A 19,804-nucleotide genomic window follows, 5' to 3' on the forward strand; every position below is an offset into this window, starting at 1 on the left:
CCGACGGCGGACGCGCTGCCTCAGACGATGGTGGACAGCGTCTGGACGAGGATCACCAGGTAGATCAGGACGAAGACGATCGTGAACACCCGGGCCCCGACCCGGCCGCGGGTGAGCCGGGAGAAGCCGAGCAGGCCGTTGTCGAGGTCGACCGGGGGCCGGGCGGACACCGCGGGCGGCCGGTAGACCGTGCCGACGGGCTCGTCGCCGTCCGCGCGGGGGCGGCGCGGGGCGGGCAGCCGGGGCACCGGGCCGGTCGGGGACCGCCGGGGCGCGGGCGGGACCGGCGACGACGGGGTGGGCGTCACCGGGCGGCGGGGGCCGGGGACCGGGTCGCCCGCGTCGTCGTCCGGGGTGGGGATGGCGGCGGGGCCGGGCCTGCGGCGCCGGACCGCGGTCAGGGTCCGCTGGGTGGGGCCGTCGACGTCGGGCTCGCGCGCAGCGGGCCGCTCCTCCTCCGCCGGCGGGTCGGGGTCCGGGGCCTCCGCGGGGGCGACCCGCTCCCGGGCGAGCCGGTCCGCCTCGCGCTCGGCGACCAGCCGCGCCACGCCCCAGCGCCCGTCGTCGGCGGGCGCCGGCGCGGGACGCCTGCTCCTCCACCGCACGGCCATGACGGCATGCTAGGCCGCGACCAGCGGTGATGCCTCGTTCCGACGGGGTATGGCGCGCGGTGCCGCCCGGCCGGGTGACCCGGCCGGACGGAGCGTCACCCGCCGTCGGGCGGCCGGTTCCCGTCCGGGCGGTCCGCCGGCGGGCCGCCGTCCTGCCCCGGGGCCGGGCCGGGCGTCGGGGTGCCCGGGGGCGGCGGCGGGGCCGGCACCGACCCGCTGCTGACCTGCAGGGTCACCTGCTCGCCCGGGAGCGCGGCGCCGCGGGGCTCCTGCCCGACGACCGTCCCCTCCGGGGCGTTGTTGTCGACGGTGCGGGTGGTGACCTGCCAGCCGGCCCCCTCCAGCTCGCCGCGGGCGGCGCGGGCCGACCGGCCGACGACGTCCGGGATGCGGGACTCGGCGCCGCCGTCGAGGTAGCGCGGGTCGGTCGCGGGCAGCGGCGTCGGCGGGGTGTTCGCCACCAGCGGGGTCACCGCGCCGTACCAGGTCCGGGCCGGGGTCTTGCCGCCGAAGATGTTGCCGTTCCCGCAGGCGAAGGGGGCGCCGCCGCCGTCGCAGAGGGGTCGCGGACGGTTGGAGTTGTCGAAGGTGATGACCGCTCCGGCCATCTCCGGGATCGCGCCCATGAACGCGGCCGACTTGTGCTGCTGGGTCGTCCCGGTCTTGCCCGCCATCGGCCGGGTCCAGCCGGCGGCCTCCGCCGCGGCGGCGGAGGTGCCGGCGACGTCGTCCTTGCTCAGGCCGGTGACGAGGGTGTTCGCCAGGGCGGGCTCGACGGCCTGCTGGCAGGGCTCCTCGGTGATCGGGACGGGCTTGCCCTCGGCGTCGGTGATCGAGTCGATCGGCGTCGGCGGGCACCACTTGCCCTGGGAGAACAGGGTGGCGCCGACGTTGGCCAGCTCCAGCACCGACGTCGGGGTGACGCCGAGCGTGAACGACGCGAGCCGCTGGTCCTTGATCACCTCGGCGATCGAGCGGTCGGTGCGCTTGCCGGTGCCCGGGTCGACGAACGGCGTCGTGGCCAGGGACTTCATGCCGAGGCGGACGGCCATGTCGACCACGTCCGGCACCCCGGTGAACTCCTCGAGCTTGATGAACGCGGTGTTCGGCGACTGCGCGAGCGCGTCGGTCAGGCTCATCCGGCCGGGGTAGTTGCCGGCGTTCGCGACCGGGACGGGGCGGCCGCTGCCGTCGACGTAGATCGGGGAGGCGTAGCCCGAGGGCGGCACCTGCATCGAGTAGTTGATGCCGAGGCCCTTCTCCAGCGCGGTGGCCGCGGTGAAGATCTTGTACGTGGACCCGGCACCGAGGTTGACCGGCTGGTACGGCAGGCCGTAGCTGGTCTCCTCGGCGTCGGCGTTCAGGCCGAACGTGCGGCTCGACCCCATCGCGATCACGCGGTGCTTGTCCTGGCCGGGCTGGACCAGCGACATCACGTTCGCGACGTTGGGGGTGTCCGGCGGCACCTCCTTGTCGAGGGAGCGCTTGACCTCCTCCATCGCGCGGCGGTCCAGGGTGGTGCGGATGGTGTAACCGCCGCGCTGGATCTGCTCCTCGGTGAAGCCGGCCTCGGTGAGGTACTGCGTCACGTACTTGCAGAAGAAGCCCATGTCGCCGGCGCCGTTGCAGCCGTTCGGCACGCGGACCAGCGGGTTCGCGACGCCGAGCGGAGCGGCCATGGCCTGCTTCGCCTGGGCGTCGTCGATCATCTGCTGCTGGCGCATCTGGTCGATGACGACGTTGCGCCGCTGCAGCGCGGTCTGCGGGTTCTGCACCGGGTCGAACTGGGTGGTCGAGCGGACCATCCCGGCGAGCATCGCGGCCTGCGGGACGGTCAGCTTGTCCGGCGTGGTGTTGAAGTAGGTGCGCGCCCCGGCGGCGACGCCGTAGGACCCGTTGCCCAGGAAGACGATGTTGAGGTAGCGGTTGAGGATCTCGTCCTTGGACAGCTGGCGCTCCAGCTGCAGGGCGATCCGCGCCTCCTTGAGCTTGCGGGCCGGGGTCTGCTCGGTGGCCTTGAGCCGCTCGGCCTCGCTCGTCGCGTCGACGTAGAGCATGTAGTTCTTGACGTACTGCTGGGTGATCGTCGAGGCACCCTGGACGACGTCGCCCGACGCCGAGTTCGCGACGACCGCGCGCAGCGTGCCCTGCCAGTCGACGCCGTCGTGCTCGTAGAACCGGCGGTCCTCGATCGCCAGCATCGCGCCCTTCATCGCGGTCGAGATCTGGTCGTTCGTGACCTCGGTGCGGTTCTGGTCGAACAGGTAGGCGATCGGGCGGCCGCCGGAGTCGGTGAGCGTCGTCGTCAGCGGCGGGCGGGTGCCGACCAGGTCCGCCGAGCTCGACGTGACGCTGTCACCCGCCTCGTTGGACAGCACGCCGAGGCCGCCGACCAGCGGGAAGGCCATGCCCGCCGTGACCACACCGAGCAGGATGCACAGGCCGGCGAGGACGCCGAGCGGGCGGAGCAGACGCCGGGGGAACCTCACAGGGGCAAGCCTACGGGCCGGGAGGTCAGGACACGGTCAGGCTCGTGTCCCCGGTTGCGTAGTTTTGCGCGCTGACCCGGGCACCCTCCGCGTCCGAGGATCGAGGCATCACGTCGCGGGCCACCGGGCCCGCCCCGGCCCGAGAGGCGACCGATGCTCGACACCCTGCGTCCCGTCACCGGCAGGCCCCGCCTGCGCCCCGCTGTCGTCGTCCGCGCCTGCACCGCGGTCTGGAACTGGCGTTCGGCCGCACGCTGCCGCACCTCCGACGCCGAGAACCTGTTCGTCACCGGTGCCGACCAGCGCGAGGCCCGCGAGTTCTGCCTGTCCTGCCCGGTCCGCACCGAGTGCCTGGCGCACGCCCTGGACCACCGGGTCGAGTTCGGTGTGTGGGGCGGGATGACCGAGCGGGAGCGCCGCGCGCTCCTGCGCCGGCGCCCGGACGTGCGCGACTGGGCTGCGCTGCTCGGGCGCGCGCGCTCCGACCACTACTCCGGACGCAGCAGGAGCGCCTGACCCGATAGCGTCAGGCGCGTGCTCGACTTCCTGGCCGGCCTCTACCGGACGCACGCCGACGACCTCGCCACGGTGATCGACGGGCAGCGGGAGCTCCTCGCCGCCGGCACGATCATCCCGCAGCTCGACGACGTCGAGGCCGAGCTGACCTACCTGCTGCTGCGCCATCACCGGCCGTCGCAGGTGGTGGAGGTCGGCACCTACTACGGCTGGTCCACCACCTGGATCCTGTCCGCGCTGCGCGACAACGGGTCCGGTCACCTGCAGTCGTTCGACCTGGTCGACCACGTGTGCGGCACCGTGCCCGAGGAGCTGTCGACCGGGCGCTGGACGTTCCACCGCGGGGACCTGCGCGAGACCGTCGAGAAGGTCCCGGCCGACACGGGCTACCTGTTCGTCGACGCCGACCACGGACGCCGCTTCGCCCGCTGGTACCTGGAGCACCTGTTCGGGCGGATCGCGACGGGCACCCCGACCAGCGTGCACGACGTGTTCCACCTGCCCCGGGCGCGCCCGTTCACCGAGGGGTCCGAGGTGCTGCGGCACCTGGAGCGCAGCGGCACCGGCTGGTTCACCTCCTCGCGCGCGGCGGCGCCGCGGAACCTGCGCGCGCTCGACGCCGTCCGGGCCGAGCTGGGGATCACCGGCGTCCGCGGGACCTCACGCAACCCGATGATCTTCTTCTCGATGCCCTGATCAGGCGTGGGACGCCAGGACGAAGTGCGCGTTCCTACCTCGTGCGTCGCCGCGGACGAGCACACCGTCGGCCACGAGGCGCTCGAGCTGGGCTCTCGCTCCGTTGGTGGTCAGACCAGTGAGATACGCGTAGTCCCCGGATGTCATCCGGGCATGCTCGGCGAACCACTCGGCCGCCACGGACACGGGGTCATCCGGGCGTCGGTAGGTCAGAATCCCTCGAGCACGGAGTTCATCCGCCTCCGCAGAGCGCTCGACCACCGCAACGGCCCCGCGCGACAGGACCCACACGTCCTTGTAGCGCTCGACGAGTGGCGTCCCGTCCACCCGACAGTCCGCGGCCGTCTCCAGCGCCTCCTCCGCCTCTGCCGGGGTCCGCTGCAGGACCGGTGCCATGCCGGAGGCGGTCGCGAGCGAGTGTCGCAGCAGGTGGTCGACTACGAGCGCGACCCGCACGTCGCGGCGTCGAACCGTCGGATCGATCCGGCCGGTCAACGCCATGACCGGGATGACCGGATGCCCGCCGACCAGGCGAAGCCGGATCTGCGGCCCGGGCTCCTCGACGATGAGCGGTGGACGGTGACCGAGTACGACCATCTCCCGATACATGCGGTCGACGCCGAGACCTTGCTTCTCGACGAGGTCGAGCGCGCGGAACGCGTCGGCGAGCGCAGGATGGCGTGCATGCCGCGAGGTCAGGACGGTCTGAGCCGTCACTCCACCGGTGAAGCCGCCAGGGCTGATGACTTGCAGGGCCGAATCGGCCTGGACCCAAGTGATCGTCACCGGCTGTGGTGCCAGCCAGTCCCGGTGGACCAGTCCGTTCACGACAGCCTCGCGGATGGCGTCCATCGGTAGGCGTCGCACGCTGGGACGGGCGAACCCCGACCGCAACGTGATCTCCGTGTTGACCGCCTCCAATCGCTCCTCGACCCGGGCCAGCTGCTCGATGACGCTGAGCCCGGAGAGGTCGGGAGGGCTGAGGAGGACATCTCCTCCTTCGACCTCCAGAACGGACACCGACAGATAGGTGCGGTCGGACGGGCAGAGCAGGAGCGCGCCCGCCTGTGTCAGACGATCGTCAGGCCTCAGCACTCCGAGCCGGCGCAGGAGATCGGGAGTCGGTTCCGCGGCCAGATCGGCGTGACCGCCCCGGTCGAGGTACCGCCGCACGGCGAGGACGGCACCCGGACCGACGTCGACCAGACTCCGGGTCGTGGCGACCGCCATGCTGTCGAATCCCCGGCGGTCCTGGCGGTGCAGCCACCATTCGGCGCGATCGACCGGCGCGCAGTGCGGGCCGACCCGCCAGCGCAATCGACCGCTGGTGTCCTCAACCGGTTCGTCGGCACCCGCGACGTAGAGAACGAGCAGCCGCACACCATCGACGACCTCGACTTCCACAGCCGGCGCGATGTCGACACGCGTGTAGATGGCGTGCCGGAGCCACTCCGCGTCGAGGGCCGTTCCGAGCAGCTCGCCGGACTTGTTCTCCACCCCGAGGAGGAGCGCGCCGCCTCCGGCCGTGTTGGCGAAGCAGGCGACCTCGTCGGCAAGATGCTCGGCCGCTGCCGTGTTCCGTTCCTGCCCCGGCAGCAGGACACCGCCGCGCCCCCGTCGACCGGCCTCCTCCTTGAGGTCGACCTGCTGACGCTCCACATCGTCGGGAAGCCGACCCGAGGAGAGCTTGTCCAGCACGGCTCGCACCGTCGATCGGAGTCGCGCCCGATCCTGAACGAGATCCGACTCCGGGTGAAAGGGGAGCATCCGACGCCACCGACCTCTAGGCTTCGTCTTTAGCGAGACTCTAAAGTACAAGCAGTCTGGCCGTGGCGTCGGATGCTTGCCCTTTCTTCTCAGCCCGCCGTCGCCGCGGCGCCGGTCTCGGCCTCGCCGGCCAGCAGCGCACCGACCCGGCGCAGCCCGTCGAGGTCGGCGATGTCGCCGGCCAGCGCGGGGACCCGCGTCACCGACACCCCGGGGTGCGCGGCGGAGAACCGGGTGAGCAGGTGCTCTTCCCGTTCGTGCAGGTCGACGCGGTCGGCGTGCAGCCGCAGCACCGCGGCCGCGATCTGCGACCCCGGCCCACCGACCTGCTCGGCCGCGGCCCGCGCACGCGCCGCGGAGACCGGCGCGAGCACCGGGTGGGTCCGGTTCAGCACGAGCCCGGCCAGCGGCATGTCCTCCGACGACAGCCGCTCGGTGAAGTAGGCCGCCTCGCGCAGCGCGTCCGGCTCCGGCGCGGCGACGACGAGGAACGCCGTCCCCTCCGAGCGCAGCAGCGCGTAGGTCTTCTCGGCCCGCTCGGCGAACCCGCCGAACAGGGTGTCGAAGGCCTGCACGAACGCCGACGCGTCCTGCAGCATCTGCCCGCCGATGATCGACCCGACGGCCTTGGCGAACAGCCCGAACCCGGCCTCGACGATCCGGCGCAGCCCGCGGCCGCCGGCCCGGGCGGGCGCGGCGAGCAGCCGGATCATGCGGCCGTCGAGGAAGCGGGACATGCGCTGCGGGGCGTCGAGGAAGTCCAGCGCCGAGCGCGACGGCGGCGTGTCGACGACGACGAGGTCCCACGTCCCGGCACCGGCCAGCTGGCCCAGCTTCTCCATCGCCATGTACTCCTGCGTCCCGGAGAACGAGGAGGAGATCGTCTGGTAGAAGGGGTTCTCGATGATCTTCTGCGCCCGCTCGGGCGGGGCGTGCGACTCCACCATCTCGTCGAAGGTGCGACGCATGTCCAGCATCATCGCGGCGAGTTCGCCGTCGACCGCCCCGACCGGGGCCGGGTCGTTGGACAGCTCGCTCACCCCGAGGGCCTGGGCCAGGCGACGCGCCGGGTCGATGGTGAGCACGACGACCTGACGCCCGCGCTCGGCGGCGCGCACCGCGAGCGCCGCGGAGGTGGTCGTCTTGCCGACGCCGCCCGAGCCGCAGCACACGATGACCCGGGTGCCCGGGTCGTCGATCAGGGCGTCCACGTCCAGGTCGGCGGTCATCGGCGGGCCTCCAGGTGCACACCCTGCGCGGTAATCGACTCGGCGAGCTCGTAGAGCGAGCCGAGGTCCACCCCGCCGAGCAGGGCGGGCAGCGTGAGCCGCGGCAGCGGCGGGGTCGGCTCGGTCTCCAGGCGGCGCAGCGCGGCGGTCTCCCCCTCGACGGCGACGGCGTGCTCCACGGTCTCGGCGACCAGGCCGTCGATCTCGGTGGGGGCCAGCTCGATCCCGGCGCTCTGCAGTCCGTTGCGGATCCGGGTCGCGTCGACCCGCCCGCCCGCGGCGGCGGTGACCGAGCGGTCGGGCAGCCACTGCTCGCGCATCCGGTTCACGACGACCGAGCCCAGCGGGATCCCGGCGGCGTCGAGCTCGGCGGCGGCGTCGAGCGTCTCGGTGACCGGCAGGTCCGACAGCAGGGTGACCAGGTGCACCGCGGTGAGCGGGGAGTGGATGAGCGCCTCGACGCCCTTGGCCTGCCCGTGGATGGGCCCGACCTTGGCCAGGTCGGCCATCGCCTTGGTGACGTCGAGGAACGACACGAGACGGCCGGTGGGCGGCGCGTCGAGGACCACCGCGTCGTAGGCGGGGAGGCCGTCGGCCTCCGTGCGGGTGACGCACTCCTTGGCCTTGCCGGTGAGCAGCACGTCGCGCAGGCCGGGGGCGAGCGTCGTCGCGAACTCGATCGCGCCCATCCGGCGCAGGGTCCGCCCGGCCACGCCCAGCCGGTAGAACATCTCGAAGTACTCCAGCAGGGCGGCCTCGGCGTCGACGGCCAGCGCCCGCACCTCGCCCCCGCCGGGCGCGACGGCGATCCGGCGCTCCTCGTAGGGCAGCGGCGCGGTGTCGAAGACCTGGGCGATGCCCTGGCGGCCCTCCACCTCGACGAGCAGCACCCGCTTCCCGCCACCGGCGAGGGCCAGCGCGAGGGCGGCGGCCACGGTGGTCTTGCCGGTGCCCCCCTTGCCGGACACCACGTGGAACCGCGCGCGGGAGAGCGCGTCGGGCCACGGGTCGGGGCGGGTTCCGGGCTCGGGCCGGACGGTCGTGGTCACGGATCCAGCCTACGAGCGCCCACCGACAGCGGCCCGTCGGCGAGGCGCGTCCCACAACGGACGAGGCGCGTCCCGCGCTCCGGCGGTGGGCGTCCGTCGCAGGGGGACGGCCATCCGTCGCGCCACGGCGGTTCGGTGTCGGGTGCCCGGGTTACAGTCCCGCCCATGAGCTCCCCGGTCGTGAAGTGGGAATACCTGACCGCCCCCCTGCTGATCCACAACACCAAGGCGATCCTGGACAACTTCGGCCAGGACGGCTGGGAACTGGTCACGGTGACGAGCGGCGCGAACGCCGAGCAGCTGGTGGCGTTCTTCAAGCGGCCGGTGCAGCAGTGAGCGCACTCGCCCGGCTGAAGGAGCTGGGGCTGACCCTGCCCGCGGTGGCCGCACCGGCCGGTGCCTACATCCCGGCCCGGCGCAGCGGGAACCTCGTGTTCACCGCCGGGCAGGTCCCGTTCGTGGACGGGAAGGTCGCCGCGACCGGCAAGGTCGGCGCCACGGTCACCGCCGAGCAGGCGTACGACCTGGCCCGGATCTGCACGCTGAACGCGCTCGCCGCGATCGACGGGCTGGTCGGCCTCGACAGCGTCACCGGCGTCGTGAAGGTCGTCGGGTTCGTCGCGTCGGACCCGTCGTTCTCCGGCCAGCCCGGTGTGATCAACGGTGCGTCGGACCTGCTCGGTGAGGTGTTCGGCGAGGCCGGGGCACACGCCCGGTCGGCCGTCGGCGTCGCGGTGCTGCCGCTGGACGTGCCGGTCGAGGTGGAGCTGACGGTCGAGGTCGGCGGCTGACATGGATCGGCTCGCCGGGGTCCCGGCCGGTCACGAGCTGCTGCTGCGGCTCGCCGGCCGGTTCCCCGACGAGCTGCTCTGGCGGCTGCGCGACTGGCTGGCCGCCGGGGACACCGCGGCGCTGGGCGCGGTCCTTCCGCGCACGCTGCTGCGGCACCGGATCGGGCTGACCGGGCACGAGCGCGCGCTGCTCGCCGAGGTCGTCGGGCCGGACGCGCCGTCGCGGCGCCTGGTCGAGGCGGTGCTGCCCGGCACCCCGCCCGCTCCGCCCGCGTTCACGGCGGGCGAGCCGGACCTGGCCGCGTGGTCGGCGCTGTCGGTCGTGCGCGACGAGGCGTCCGCGCTGCTGCTGGCCGTACGGGAGGACGGCGCCCGCGTACTGCTCGTGCGTGACGCGCAGCGGCCGCACCTGCTCGCCGCCGCGGTCGCGCGTCTGCTGCGCGTCCACGGTGACCGCGTCCCGCGCGTCGAGGCCCTCACCGGCGACGCCCCGACCGAGTACCACGAGGCCGCGTGCACCGCGGCGGCGTCGTTGTGGAGCCGCGAGCCGGTCGCCACCGGCTGACGCGGGACCGCGAAGGAGGCCCCCATGTCCGACCCCACGTACCGCCTGCTGCGGGAACTGGCCGGCCGGGTGGACGACGACCTGCTCGCCACCGGACGCGAGCTCGTCGCCGTCGGCGAGGAGGGGCACGCGCTGGAGCTGCTGGTCGCCGAGCTCGTCGCGGGACGGGCGGTGCTGCCGCACGCGGTGCGCTCCGAGCTGGTCGCCGAGGCCGCGGCCCGCCGGGTGCAGCCCGACGCCGACGCCTGCCTGCCGCCCGCCGCGGACGTCGCCGCCGGTCCGCACCGGTTCGACGGCGACGGCCCGCCCGGTGCCGCGGAGGCGGTCGCGGCCGCGCTCGCCGGCGTCCCGGTCCCGGAGTCGGGCTGGACGCTGGCCTGGCGCACGACGCCCGCCGGCGCCGCCCCCGGCCCGCTGCCGCAGCCGGTGCTGCTGGCCCGCACCGGGCCGCACGGCGCACCCGAGGTCCTGACCTACCAGGCCCAGTCGGCGCTGGCCCGGGCCGGACTGGTCGTGTCGGTCGAGGTCGGCGACGACGGCCCGGACCCCGGCTACCACCGCGCCGCCCGGCAGGTCGCGCGTCCGCTCCCCGCCGCACCGGTCTCCGACGCCGCCGCCGCTCCGGCCCGGGAGGACGTGTCGGCGTCCCTCCCCGGCGACGCACCACGGCCCACCCCCGACTCGTCCCGGTCCCCCCTGGTCGACCCCAGGGACAGCGACGGGGCGGCGGAGGTCGACACCTCCGGCCCGCGGTCCCACCGGGTTCCCGACGACCGGCCCTCCGACCGGGTCGGAGTCCTGTCCTCGGCGATCCCCCCGACCCCGCGGCCCGGTCGGGACGGGAGCCCGGCCGCCCCCGGCCCCGACGCCGTCGAGGACGCACCGGGCGGGCACCGCACCGACAGCTCCCCCGGCGACTTCTCCATCGGCTCCTCGGTCGACACGGACATCCCCGCCTCGGACCCACCGCCCGCACCGGTGCGCGTCGACCGCCCGGCGCCGCTCACCGGGAGACCCGCCACGGAGACCCCGGAACCGGAGGACCGGCCCGGCCGGGCCGACCCGGAGTCGACGACGGAGATGTCCGCCGCGGCAGCCCCGTCGCCGGGAGCGGCCGGACCCGACGCCCGGCCGGACCGGGCCCCGGACGCAGCCACGTCCGGCACCGGGCCGGACCCGGCTCCGGAAGCGGGCCCGCCGCACACCGGGGCGGACCCGATCCCGGGACCGGACGGGGTCCGTGTCGGACGACGTACGGCCTCCGACGCCGACCGGCCCCACAGCGGGGTACGTCCGGCCCCGGATCAGGAGACGTCCCCCTCCGGGGAGGGTCCGGATCCGGCCGCGGAGGCCTCCTCCAGCGGGACCGGCCACGCCCCGGGCGTGGACACCACCGGGACCGGCTCCCCGGCGAGCGCATCCGAGCCGACCGGATCGGCCCCGGAGACCGGCATCTCCGACGAGGCCGCTCCCGGCCCGAGGACCGGCACTGCCGATCCGGCCACTCCCACCCCGGAGACCGGCACCCCCGACCGGGCGACTCCTGGTCCGGGCACCGGCACCCCCGACCGGACCACTCCCGCCCCGGGGGCCGGCACCTCCGACCCGACCACTCGCGGTCCGGGGACGGCCGCCTCCGACCCGGCCACGTCCGGTCCGGGCACCGACACGTCCGACGGGGCCGCTCCGGTCCCGGGGACCGGCACGCCCGACGGAGCCGGTCCCGGCCCGGCCGGGTCCCGCGGCCCCGCGGCCCGACGCGTCGCGGCACCCGCCGAGGGGGAGGACACGGCGCATCCGGCACCGCGGCCGTCGCCGCCGATCCGGGCGCTGCGGGAGGCCTCCGCGGGCGACTGGTTCGACTCTCCCCCGGAGGGCGACAGCCCGGACCCGACCCCGCCGAACGGGGTCGGCGAGGTCCCCCGACACCGGTTCGTCGCCGACTCCGGTCCCGCCGGCAACGGCCACCACCCCGACGCGAACGGCGCGCACCCCACGCCCGCGGGCCGCGGGCCGGTGGCGGGGCGTCCGGTCGGGCCCGCCGCGCCGCCGTCCGGGCGTCCGTCGGCCCCCTCCGACGGACCGCCCCCACCACCGGTCGCCCCCGCACCTCCCGGGATCCCGGCACACCCGGCCGCCTCGTCACCGCCCGCGGCCGCGGTGTCCCCGGCCGCGTCCGTTCCGCCGGTCGTCCCCGCGGACCCGGCCCCGACCGGCCCCCGGGCGGCCCCGCGCGACCTCGGCGTGCCGCTCCGCAGGCGGGCCGGGGAGGGTCGTGCGCCCGCGGGCGGCGGGCCCGGTCCGGTCGTCGGGCGTCCGCCCGTCGGACCGCCCGCGGCACCGGGACCCGACGAGGCGTCCTGGCTCGCGGACTGGGCCTCCGGTGCCTGGGCCGGGGAGATCCCGCCGCCGGAGACCGCGGCGCGGACCGACCGGAGCGACGTCGAGGAGACCGCCCCGGGCACGCCGCACGTCGTCCCCGCCGCGACCGCCACCGTGACCGTCGACGACGACCGCCGCGACGGCCCCGCGCATCCCGCCCACCACGTGCCCACCGGCGACGACCCGGCCCGCCCCACCTCCGGGCCGGCACACCCGGGGCCCGGGGCCGACCGGACCCACGTCGGCACGTCCCCCGCCGGGACCGGGGCGGACGGAGCCGCACCGGCCCCGGAGGACGCCCCGGCCCACGCCGGACCGGCTCCGCACGCCCGGGCCGGACTCCACCGCCCCGCGGCCACCGGACCGGCCGGAACCGGGACGACCGGCTTCCCGCCCCCGGCCGACGGGGCCGACCCCGCCGACGAGGTACCCACCCCGTCCCCGGGCGTCCCGATCCTGCGCGCCCCGGCACCCCCGGCCCCGGCCGACGGGGAGCGCCGCCCCCGGCACCTCCTGCTCACCGACGACGAGCCGGACGAGTGGGACGCCACCGAGCGGGACAGCACGGAGCGGGACAGCACCGAGTGGGACGGCACCGTGGAGGACCCCACGGAACCGGCCGACGTCGTCGCACCCGCAACGGAGCACCCCGCACCGTCGGCGGAGCACCCCGCACCGGGTCCGGCGGAGGACCCCACGACGGGGCCCGCGGACGACCCCGCGCCGAGGCCGCGGCCGCGACCCCGCCCCGCCGGGGGCCTGGCCGACCGGCTCACCCCCACCGAACAGGACCTGCTGCAGCGCCTGCACGAGGAGCTCGCGGCCCGCGAGAACGGCGGCGAGCCGACCCCGCGCAACGGCACCGCCCGCACCGACCGGGGCTGAGCCCGGCCGGGCCCGGCGGCCGGTGCGGGGGATCAGCCGACCGCGCGCACGATGCGGTCGATCACCCGCTGCAGGTGCAGCGCCCGTGCCGCGTCCACCGGGAGGTCGGCGCCGGAGCCGATCGCGTCGGCGAGGTCGTCGAGCAGCGCGCCGAAGCAGGCGACCGCGTCGGCCGGGCGACGGTCGAGCACGTACCGGCCGCGGCCGTCCTCCCCGAGCCCGCCGACCAGCGCCACCTCGAACTCGGTCGGGTCCACCGGGACGCGCAGCGACAGCACCACCGAGCTGCGGGCGCCGCCGTCGTGGACGAGGCCGATCCGCCACAGGTCGGGCTCGTCGCGGTGGGCGTGGTCGACGTCGACGACCGGGCCCAGCGCCGCGTCGAGCAGGTCCACGACGTGCGGGCCGACGTCGAGCAGCGCCCCGTGCTCGGCCCGCCACGACGACGCCGCGAACGGCCCGCCGAGCAGCGCCCCGGACAGCCAGCGGGCGGTCACGGTCGTCCCGGGACCGCCGGCGCCGGCCGGGACCGCGTCGAGCCACGACCGGATCGCCGGGTCGAACCGCAGGGTCAGCATCGTCGCCGACCGGACGCCCGAGGCCGCGACCGCGGCGGCGGCCCGTTCCGCGGCGGGCAGGTCCGCGGCCAGCGGCTTCTCCAGCACGACGTGCTTCCCGGCGGCCACCACCCGCTCCAGCAGCTCGGCCTGCACGGCGGGCGGCACGGCGAACGCGACGGCGTCGCACGCGTCGAGCAGGTCCTCGACCGAGGCGTGCACCGGACCACCGGAGACCGCGGCGATCCCGGCGGCCGCCTCCGGCCGTCGCGCCCACACCCCGGCCGCCGACCAGCGGGGATGCGCCGCGATGGCGGGGGCGTGCACCTGGTGCGCCCACGGTCCGGCGCCGAGCAGTCCGATACGCATGCGGGCATTCTCACCGCCGACCGGCCCCGATCATGACCTAGGGTCGGCGGCCATGAGCGATGATCCGGCGGCGCAGCCGGTCGAGCCGAGGGCCGCCGCGACCGTCCTGCTGGTCCGCGACGAGCCGGGCACCGGTGACCTACAGGTCTTCCTGCAGCGGCGGGTGGCCGGGATGGCGTTCGCCGGCGGCATGACCGTGTTCCCCGGCGGCGGGGTCTCCGCCGGTGACGAGCCGGACCCCGCCCGCTGGCGCGGCCCGGAGCCGGAGCGGTTCGGCGCCCGGCTGGCCCAGCCCGCGGACCTGGCCGCCGCGCTGGTGACCGCCGCCGTCCGCGAGACGTTCGAGGAGTGCGGCGTGCTGCTCGCCGCCCCCGCCGGCACCGAGCCCGGCCCGCTGGACACCGCCGCGGCCTGGCGGGACGACCTCGTCGCCCACCGGACCACGCTGCCGGAGCTGCTCGCGGCGCACGACCTGGAGCTGCGCGCGGACCTGCTGGTCCCGTGGGCCCGCTGGATCACCCCGCCGCGCAACCCGAAGCGCTACGACACCGCGTTCCTCGTCGCCCGTGTGCCGGACGGCCAGGTCGCCGACGACGCCACCACCGAGGCCGTCGAGGCGCGCTGGTGGAGCCCGGCCGAGGCCCTGTCCGGCTACGACGACGGCGACCTCAAGCTGATGCCCCCCACCCTGCGGACCCTGCAGGAGCTGCACCGGCACGACAGCGCGGGCGAGGTGCTGGCCGCCGCCGCAGCGCGGGACATCGAGCCGATCACCCCCGAGGTGCGGCGCGAGGGACGGATCGTCACGATCACGCTGCCCGGCGACCCCGACTGGATCTACGAGGAGACGACCCGGTGAGCCACCCGCTCTACGGCACCCTGCGCGCCGCGCACCCGCTGGCATCGGTGCTGCTGCAGGACAACCCCGGCCCGATGACCCTGGAGGGCACCAACACCTGGGTGCTCGCGGCGTCGGACGCACACGACCGGATCGTCGTCGACCCGGGTGAGGACGACGGCACGCACCTGGAGGCGCTGGCCGACGGCCCGCCGGTGGCCGCGGTCGTCCTGACCCACCGCCACCACGACCACGCCGGCGGGATCGGCCGGTTCGTCGAGCTGACCGGGGCGCCCGTGTTCGCCGCGGACCCGTCGCTGGCGTCGGGGACCACCCCGCTGGTCGACGGCGCCGTCGTCGCCGGTGGCGGGGTCGAGCTGGAGGTGCTGACCACCCCCGGCCACACCTCGGACTCGGTGTCGCTGCTGCTGCGCGGCCCCGGCTCCGACGGCGTCGCGCTGCTCTCCGGCGACACCGTGCTCGGCCGCGGCACCACCGTCATCGCCCACCCCGACGGCACCCTCGGGCCCTACCTGGACTCGCTGCGCCGGATCGCGGAGCTGCCCGCGGGCACCCCGGTCCTCCCCGGGCACGGTCCGGAGCTCCCGGACGCCGCCGAGACCGCGCGGCACTACCTCGCCCACCGCGAGCAGCGGCTGGAGCAGGTGCGGGCCGCGCTGGAGCGGCTGGGGCCCGACGCCTCCGCACGCGACGTCGTCGAGGTCGTCTACGCCGACGTCGACACCTCGCTCTGGGACGCCGCCGAGCTGTCCGTGCGCGCACAGCTGGATCACCTGCGTGGATGAACGGGCCCGCGCGGGGCGTTGAACCGACACGACCGACCGGCCTAGGGTCCCCGCATCTCGAGGGGGCATCGCCATCCGTCCGCCCCGTTCCTCCCGAAGGAGACCCCGTGCGTCGCACGATCCTGGCCCTGGCCGCCGCGCTGCTGGCCCTCACCACCCTCGTCGGCTGCAGCAGCGGTAGCTCCGACACCCTGCGGGTCGGGACCGAGGGGACCTACAGCCCGTTCAGCTTCCAGGGCCCCGACGGCCAGCTGACCGGCTACGACGTCGAGGTCGCCCGCGCCGTCGGCGCCAAGCTGGGCAAGCAGGTCGAGTTCGTCCAGACCCCGTGGGACTCGATCTTCGCCGCGCTCGAGTCGAAGCGGATCGACCTGGTCGCCAACCAGGTCACCGTCAACGACGAGCGCAAGGCCAAGTACGACCTCTCCACGCCCTACACCGTGTCCGAGGGCGTGATCGTCACCCGCGCCGACGACACCGCGATCCGGAGCCTGGCCGACCTGCGGGGCCGCACCACCGCCCAGTCCGCGACCAGCAACTGGGCCGAGGTCGCCCGCGGCGCCGGCGCGAACGTCGAGGCCGTCGAGGGCTTCGTGCAGGCCGTCCAGCTGCTCAAGGACGGCCGGATCGACGCGACCGTCAACGACACCCTCGCCGTCGGCGAGTACGAGAAGTCGACCGGGGACAAGGGCGTCAAGGTCGCCGGCACCACCGGGGACACCAGCGAGCAGGCCTTCGCCGCCCGCAAGGACAGCGGCCTGATGCCCGACGTGGACCGGGCGCTGGCCGAGCTGCGGGCCGACGGCACGCTGAAGCAGCTGTCCGAGAAGTACTTCGGCAGCGACGTCAGCGGGAAGTAGATGGATCCCGCCACCTGGGAGCTGATCGGCCGCAACCTGTGGCCGATGCTGAAGGCGACGGTCACGATGACCATCCCGCTGACGGCGATCAGCTTCGTCATCGGGCTGGTCCTGGCCCTGCTGCTGGCGCTGGCCCGGATCTCCTCGATCAGGCCGCTGTCCTGGCTGGCCCGCGCCTACATCTCGGTCGTGCGCGGCACGCCGCTGCTGGTGCAGCTGTTCATCGTGTTCTACGCGCTGCCGCAGTTCGGGCTGGTCATCGACCCGTTCCCGTCCGCGGTGATCGCGTTCAGCCTCAACGTCGGTGGCTACGCGGCCGAGATCATCCGGGCGGCGATCCTGTCGATCCCGAAGGGGCAGTGGGAGGCCGCGCAGACCATCGGCATGGGCTACCCGACGACGCTGCGCCGCGTGATCCTCCCCCAGGCCGCGCGCACCGCCGTCCCACCGCTGTCGAACACGCTGATCTCGCTGGTCAAGGACACCTCGCTGGCCTCGACCATCCTGGTCACCGAGCTGCTGCGGGTCGCCCAGCTGGCCGCGGCGCCGACGTTCGACTTCTTCGCCCTCTACGGCGTGGCCGCGGTGTACTACTGGATCGTCTGCCTGATCCTCTCGTCCGTGCAGGTACGGGTGGAGACGCGGCTGGAGAGGTACGTGGCGCGATGAGCGACCTGCTGACCGTCCGGGGCCTGCGGAAGTCCTTCGGGACGCTGGAGGTCCTGCGCGACATCGGGTTCGACGTCCCGGCCGGGACCGTCACCGCGGTGATCGGGCCGTCCGGTTCGGGCAAGACGACGGTGCTGCGTGCCCTGAACGCGCTGGACCGGGCCGACGCCGGGGTGATCACCATCGGCGACCTGCCGGTCGACTTCGGCGCCCCCGTCGACCGGTCCACGCTGGCCCGGTTCCGGTCCCGGACCGCGATGGTGTTCCAGTCGCACAACCTGTTCCCGCACCGCACCGTCCTGGAGAACGTCATCGAGGGCCCGGTGATCGTGCAGCGGCGCCCCCGGGCCGACGCGACCGCCGACGCCCGGCGGCTGCTGGACCAGGTCGGGTTGGCCGAGAAGGCCGACCAGTACCCGTACCAGCTCTCCGGCGGCCAGCAGCAGCGCGTCGGGATCGCCCGCGCGCTGGCCCTCGACCCGCAGCTGATGCTGTTCGACGAGCCCACCTCGGCGCTGGACCCCGAGCTCGTCGGCGACGTCCTGCGGGTCATCAAGGACCTGGCGACGGCGGGCCGGACGATGGTCATCGTCACCCACGAGATCCGCTTCGCCCAGCAGGTCGCCGACCAGGTCCTCTTCGTCGACGGCGGGGTGGTGGCCGAATCCGGTCCGCCGTCGCAGGTGCTGGTCGAGCCGGAACAGCCCCGCACCCGGCAGTTCCTGAAGCGGATCCTCGACCCGATCTAGACCCCGGGCGGGGCGCCGTCGTCGTCGCCGTGGGCGTCGACCCACTCCTCGCGGAACCGGCGCAGGAACTCCTCCAGGGCCGCGTGCCGCCGCTCGCCCATCTCGCGGCCGGCGGCGGTGCGCAGCTCGCCGCGCAGCCGCAGCAGCTTCTCGTGGAAGTGGGCGACGACCGAACCGGTCGGCCCGGACCGGTAGCCGCCGGTCGCGACGCCCGCGGCCGGGTCCCACAGGGGCTCGCCGATCGCCCCGCCGTAGGCGAACGCGCGGGCGATGCCGGTGGCGCCCATCGCGTCGAGCATGTCGGCGTCGTGCAGGCAGGCCGCAATCCGGTCCGCCGTGGGCGCCGACGCCACCTCGGAGAACGAGTACCGGCCGGTGGCCTCGACGGCGTCGAGCACCGGGTCCCACAGCCGCTCGGCGACCCCGCCGCGGCGCAGCGCGTCCCGGGCGTCGTCGCGGACCTCCGCGGGGGCGACGACGCGGCCGAGCCGGGCCTCGGCGGCCCGGTGGTGGTCGTGCACGTACGCGGCGACGGCGGCGACGAACCCGTCCAGGCCCTCCCGCACCGCGAGCCGGGCCGACAGCCCGGCGACCCGGTCGAGGTGCCCGAGGTCGTGCGCGACGTCCGCACCGGCCATGTCGCCGGCGACGACGTCGCGCAGCCGCCGCAGCTCCCCCGCGCCGCTCATGCCGGGCTCCCGGCCGCGACGACGCGGGGCTCGGTGTCGGCGACGGAGCCGCGGCGCAGCCACAGCAGCCCCGCGACCAGCAGCCCCAGGGCGCCGCCCGCCGCGTACCCGCCCGGCCCGACGAGGTCGATCATGACACCGGACAGGGCCTGCCCGACCGAGACACCGAGCACCGCGGCCATCACCATCCAGTTGAACGCCTCGGTCGCCGACCCGGCCGGAGCGGTCTGCTCGACGCCGAGGGAGTGCGCGGTGACCTGCGGGGTGATCAGCGCGCCGGCGGCCATCATCACCACGGCCAGCAGCACCAGCGAGCCGAGCGGGGAGACGAGCCCCATCGCCGTCACCAGGACGGCGAAGCCGGCCAGCAGGACCGGCAGCCGCAGGTGCAGCGGCCGCGGCCAGGGCCGCATCCCGTAGAGCACCCCGGTCAACACCGAGACCACCGACCAGAGCGAGAGTAGGACCCCGCCGGCGGCGGGCGACCCGGCGAACGCGGTCGCGGCGATCACGCCGACCTCGGCGGTCCCCGCCACCAGCCCGAACCCGAGCGACGCCAGCGCCACCGTCCGCAGCCCGGGGCGCCGGAACACCCCGAGAAGCCCGGCCTCGACCGGCAGCGACCCGTCGGCGCGCTCGGCACGGATGCGGGCCGAGCGGCGTCGGACGGCGGCGGTGAGCGCGAACCAGGTGGTGCCGACGATCTCCGCGGTCGCCGCGACGACGAGCGCGGTGCCCGGCCACGGCGTCGCCACCACCAGCACCGCGGCCAGCGCGGGACCCATGATGAAGAAGATCTCGAGGCTGATCGCCTCGTAGGTGTAGGCGGCCTCGCGGCGCGGCCCGGGCGGGGTCAGGTCCGACCACAGCGCCCGCGACGACCCCTCGAACGCCGGCGTCGCGAGCCCGGTGACGACCGCGACCGCGACGGTGAGCGGCAGCGCCGCCCGGGACTCGATGCTCAGCACCAGCCCGGTGACGCACAGCAGGTAGACCGCGACGAGCACCAGCATCGGCCGGGTCGGGCCCAGCCGGTCCAGCACCCGCCCCTGCACGACCGTGCCGACCGCGGTCCCGACCAGCAGCGCCGCGGAGACCGCTCCGGCGACGGCGTAGGAGCCGTGGACCTCACGGACGTAGAGCAGCGTGGCGAGACTGTGCATCGCGATCGGGAACCGACCGAGGACGGAGGCACAGACCGGCGCGGCCGCCCCGGGGGTGCCCAGGGCGGCGCGGTAGTCGGAGAGGGCGGCGGGCACACCCCAGCATCACATGATCTGGGACGCC

Annotated in this window: 19 protein-coding genes; 11 read left to right on the forward strand and 8 right to left on the reverse strand. The window is 75.3% G+C overall.

Annotation, left to right across the window (positions count from 1 at the left end):
* Positions 1-20: 20 nt before the first annotated feature.
* Positions 21-611 carry a hypothetical protein gene (locus KPL60_RS30525; protein ID WP_226367953.1) on the reverse strand — a complete coding sequence of 197 codons (591 nt, stop codon included), beginning with the start codon at positions 609-611 and terminating at the stop codon, positions 21-23.
* A 95-nt stretch (positions 612-706) separates the two neighbouring features.
* On the reverse strand, positions 707-3,100 hold the full coding sequence (locus KPL60_RS30530) for a penicillin-binding protein (RefSeq protein ID WP_226367954.1): 2,394 nt from the start codon (positions 3,098-3,100) through the stop codon (positions 707-709).
* Positions 3,101-3,253: 153 nt separating this feature from the next.
* Between KPL60_RS30530 and KPL60_RS30535 the strand changes: the two genes are divergently transcribed.
* Positions 3,254-3,616 carry a WhiB family transcriptional regulator gene (locus tag KPL60_RS30535; RefSeq protein ID WP_178375656.1) on the forward strand — a complete coding sequence of 121 codons (363 nt, stop codon included), beginning with the start codon at positions 3,254-3,256 and terminating at the stop codon, positions 3,614-3,616.
* 18 nt (positions 3,617-3,634) lie between these two features.
* Entirely contained in the window at positions 3,635-4,312 is a 678-nt protein-coding gene (locus tag KPL60_RS30540; RefSeq protein ID WP_226367955.1) for a class I SAM-dependent methyltransferase, read from the forward strand.
* On the opposite strand, the gene KPL60_RS30545 is transcribed toward KPL60_RS30540, so the two are convergent.
* The 3 genes from KPL60_RS30545 to KPL60_RS30555 all read right to left on the reverse strand — a co-directional run bounded on the left by KPL60_RS30545 (position 4,313) and on the right by KPL60_RS30555 (position 8,357).
* On the reverse strand, positions 4,313-6,010 hold the full coding sequence (locus tag KPL60_RS30545; protein WP_226367956.1) for a DUF5635 domain-containing protein: 1,698 nt from the start codon (positions 6,008-6,010) through the stop codon (positions 4,313-4,315).
* 158 nt (positions 6,011-6,168) lie between these two features.
* Positions 6,169-7,308, reverse strand: a complete 1,140-nt coding sequence (locus tag KPL60_RS30550) for an ArsA family ATPase (RefSeq protein ID WP_226354316.1) — start codon at positions 7,306-7,308, stop codon at positions 6,169-6,171.
* Entirely contained in the window at positions 7,305-8,357 is a 1,053-nt protein-coding gene (locus KPL60_RS30555; protein WP_226367957.1) for an ArsA-related P-loop ATPase, read from the reverse strand. The genes KPL60_RS30550 and KPL60_RS30555 overlap by 4 nt, the downstream gene beginning before the upstream one ends.
* 165 nt (positions 8,358-8,522) lie before the next feature.
* On the opposite strand from KPL60_RS30555, the gene KPL60_RS30560 reads away from it, so the two are divergent.
* Genes KPL60_RS30560 through KPL60_RS30575 form a run of 4 tightly spaced genes read left to right on the forward strand, consistent with a single transcriptional unit; the run spans position 8,523 to position 12,980 of the window.
* On the forward strand, positions 8,523-8,693 hold the full coding sequence (locus KPL60_RS30560; RefSeq protein WP_139282840.1) for a DUF4177 domain-containing protein: 171 nt from the start codon (positions 8,523-8,525) through the stop codon (positions 8,691-8,693).
* Positions 8,690-9,148, forward strand: coding sequence for a RidA family protein (locus KPL60_RS30565; RefSeq protein ID WP_073576022.1), 459 nt, complete (start codon positions 8,690-8,692; stop codon positions 9,146-9,148). Before KPL60_RS30560 ends, KPL60_RS30565 begins: the two co-directional genes overlap by 4 nt.
* Position 9,149: 1 nt before the next feature.
* Positions 9,150-9,713 carry a hypothetical protein gene (locus tag KPL60_RS30570; RefSeq protein ID WP_226367958.1) on the forward strand — a complete coding sequence of 188 codons (564 nt, stop codon included), beginning with the start codon at positions 9,150-9,152 and terminating at the stop codon, positions 9,711-9,713.
* A gap of 24 nt (positions 9,714-9,737) precedes the next feature.
* Positions 9,738-12,980 carry a hypothetical protein gene (locus KPL60_RS30575; RefSeq protein WP_226367959.1) on the forward strand — a complete coding sequence of 1,081 codons (3,243 nt, stop codon included), beginning with the start codon at positions 9,738-9,740 and terminating at the stop codon, positions 12,978-12,980.
* Between the two features lie 32 nt (positions 12,981-13,012).
* Here KPL60_RS30575 and KPL60_RS30580 read toward each other — a convergent pair whose 3' ends face one another.
* Positions 13,013-13,906 carry a Gfo/Idh/MocA family protein gene (locus tag KPL60_RS30580; protein WP_226367960.1) on the reverse strand — a complete coding sequence of 298 codons (894 nt, stop codon included), beginning with the start codon at positions 13,904-13,906 and terminating at the stop codon, positions 13,013-13,015.
* Positions 13,907-13,958: 52 nt separating this feature from the next.
* On the opposite strand from KPL60_RS30580, the gene KPL60_RS30585 reads away from it, so the two are divergent.
* The 5 genes from KPL60_RS30585 (at position 13,959) to KPL60_RS30605 (ending at position 17,828) form a co-directional block, all read left to right on the forward strand.
* Positions 13,959-14,765, forward strand: a complete 807-nt coding sequence (locus tag KPL60_RS30585; protein WP_226367961.1) for an NUDIX hydrolase — start codon at positions 13,959-13,961, stop codon at positions 14,763-14,765.
* Positions 14,762-15,550, forward strand: coding sequence for an MBL fold metallo-hydrolase (locus tag KPL60_RS30590; RefSeq protein ID WP_226354322.1), 789 nt, complete (start codon positions 14,762-14,764; stop codon positions 15,548-15,550). Before KPL60_RS30585 ends, KPL60_RS30590 begins: the two co-directional genes overlap by 4 nt.
* 107 nt (positions 15,551-15,657) lie before the next feature.
* Positions 15,658-16,410 carry an amino acid ABC transporter substrate-binding protein gene (locus KPL60_RS30595; RefSeq protein ID WP_226354323.1) on the forward strand — a complete coding sequence of 251 codons (753 nt, stop codon included), beginning with the start codon at positions 15,658-15,660 and terminating at the stop codon, positions 16,408-16,410.
* Entirely contained in the window at positions 16,411-17,079 is a 669-nt protein-coding gene (locus tag KPL60_RS30600) for an amino acid ABC transporter permease (RefSeq protein WP_226354324.1), read from the forward strand.
* Complete coding sequence (locus KPL60_RS30605) at positions 17,076-17,828, forward strand: amino acid ABC transporter ATP-binding protein (protein ID WP_305080726.1); 753 nt, start codon at positions 17,076-17,078, stop codon at positions 17,826-17,828. The genes KPL60_RS30600 and KPL60_RS30605 overlap by 4 nt, the downstream gene beginning before the upstream one ends.
* On the opposite strand, the gene KPL60_RS30610 is transcribed toward KPL60_RS30605, so the two are convergent.
* Positions 17,825-18,517, reverse strand: coding sequence for an HD domain-containing protein (locus tag KPL60_RS30610; RefSeq protein WP_226367962.1), 693 nt, complete (start codon positions 18,515-18,517; stop codon positions 17,825-17,827). The genes KPL60_RS30605 and KPL60_RS30610 overlap by 4 nt on opposite strands.
* Positions 18,514-19,776 (reverse strand): MFS transporter, encoded by a 1,263-nt coding sequence (locus tag KPL60_RS30615; protein WP_226354326.1) that lies wholly within the window; start codon positions 19,774-19,776, stop codon positions 18,514-18,516. The genes KPL60_RS30610 and KPL60_RS30615 overlap by 4 nt, the downstream gene beginning before the upstream one ends.
* Positions 19,777-19,804: the final 28 nt, after the last annotated feature.

Origin of the sequence: Pseudonocardia sp. ICBG162 (genome assembly GCF_020496225.1) — a bacterium.
GTDB classification, from domain to species: Bacteria; Actinomycetota; Actinomycetes; order Mycobacteriales; family Pseudonocardiaceae; genus Pseudonocardia; species Pseudonocardia alni.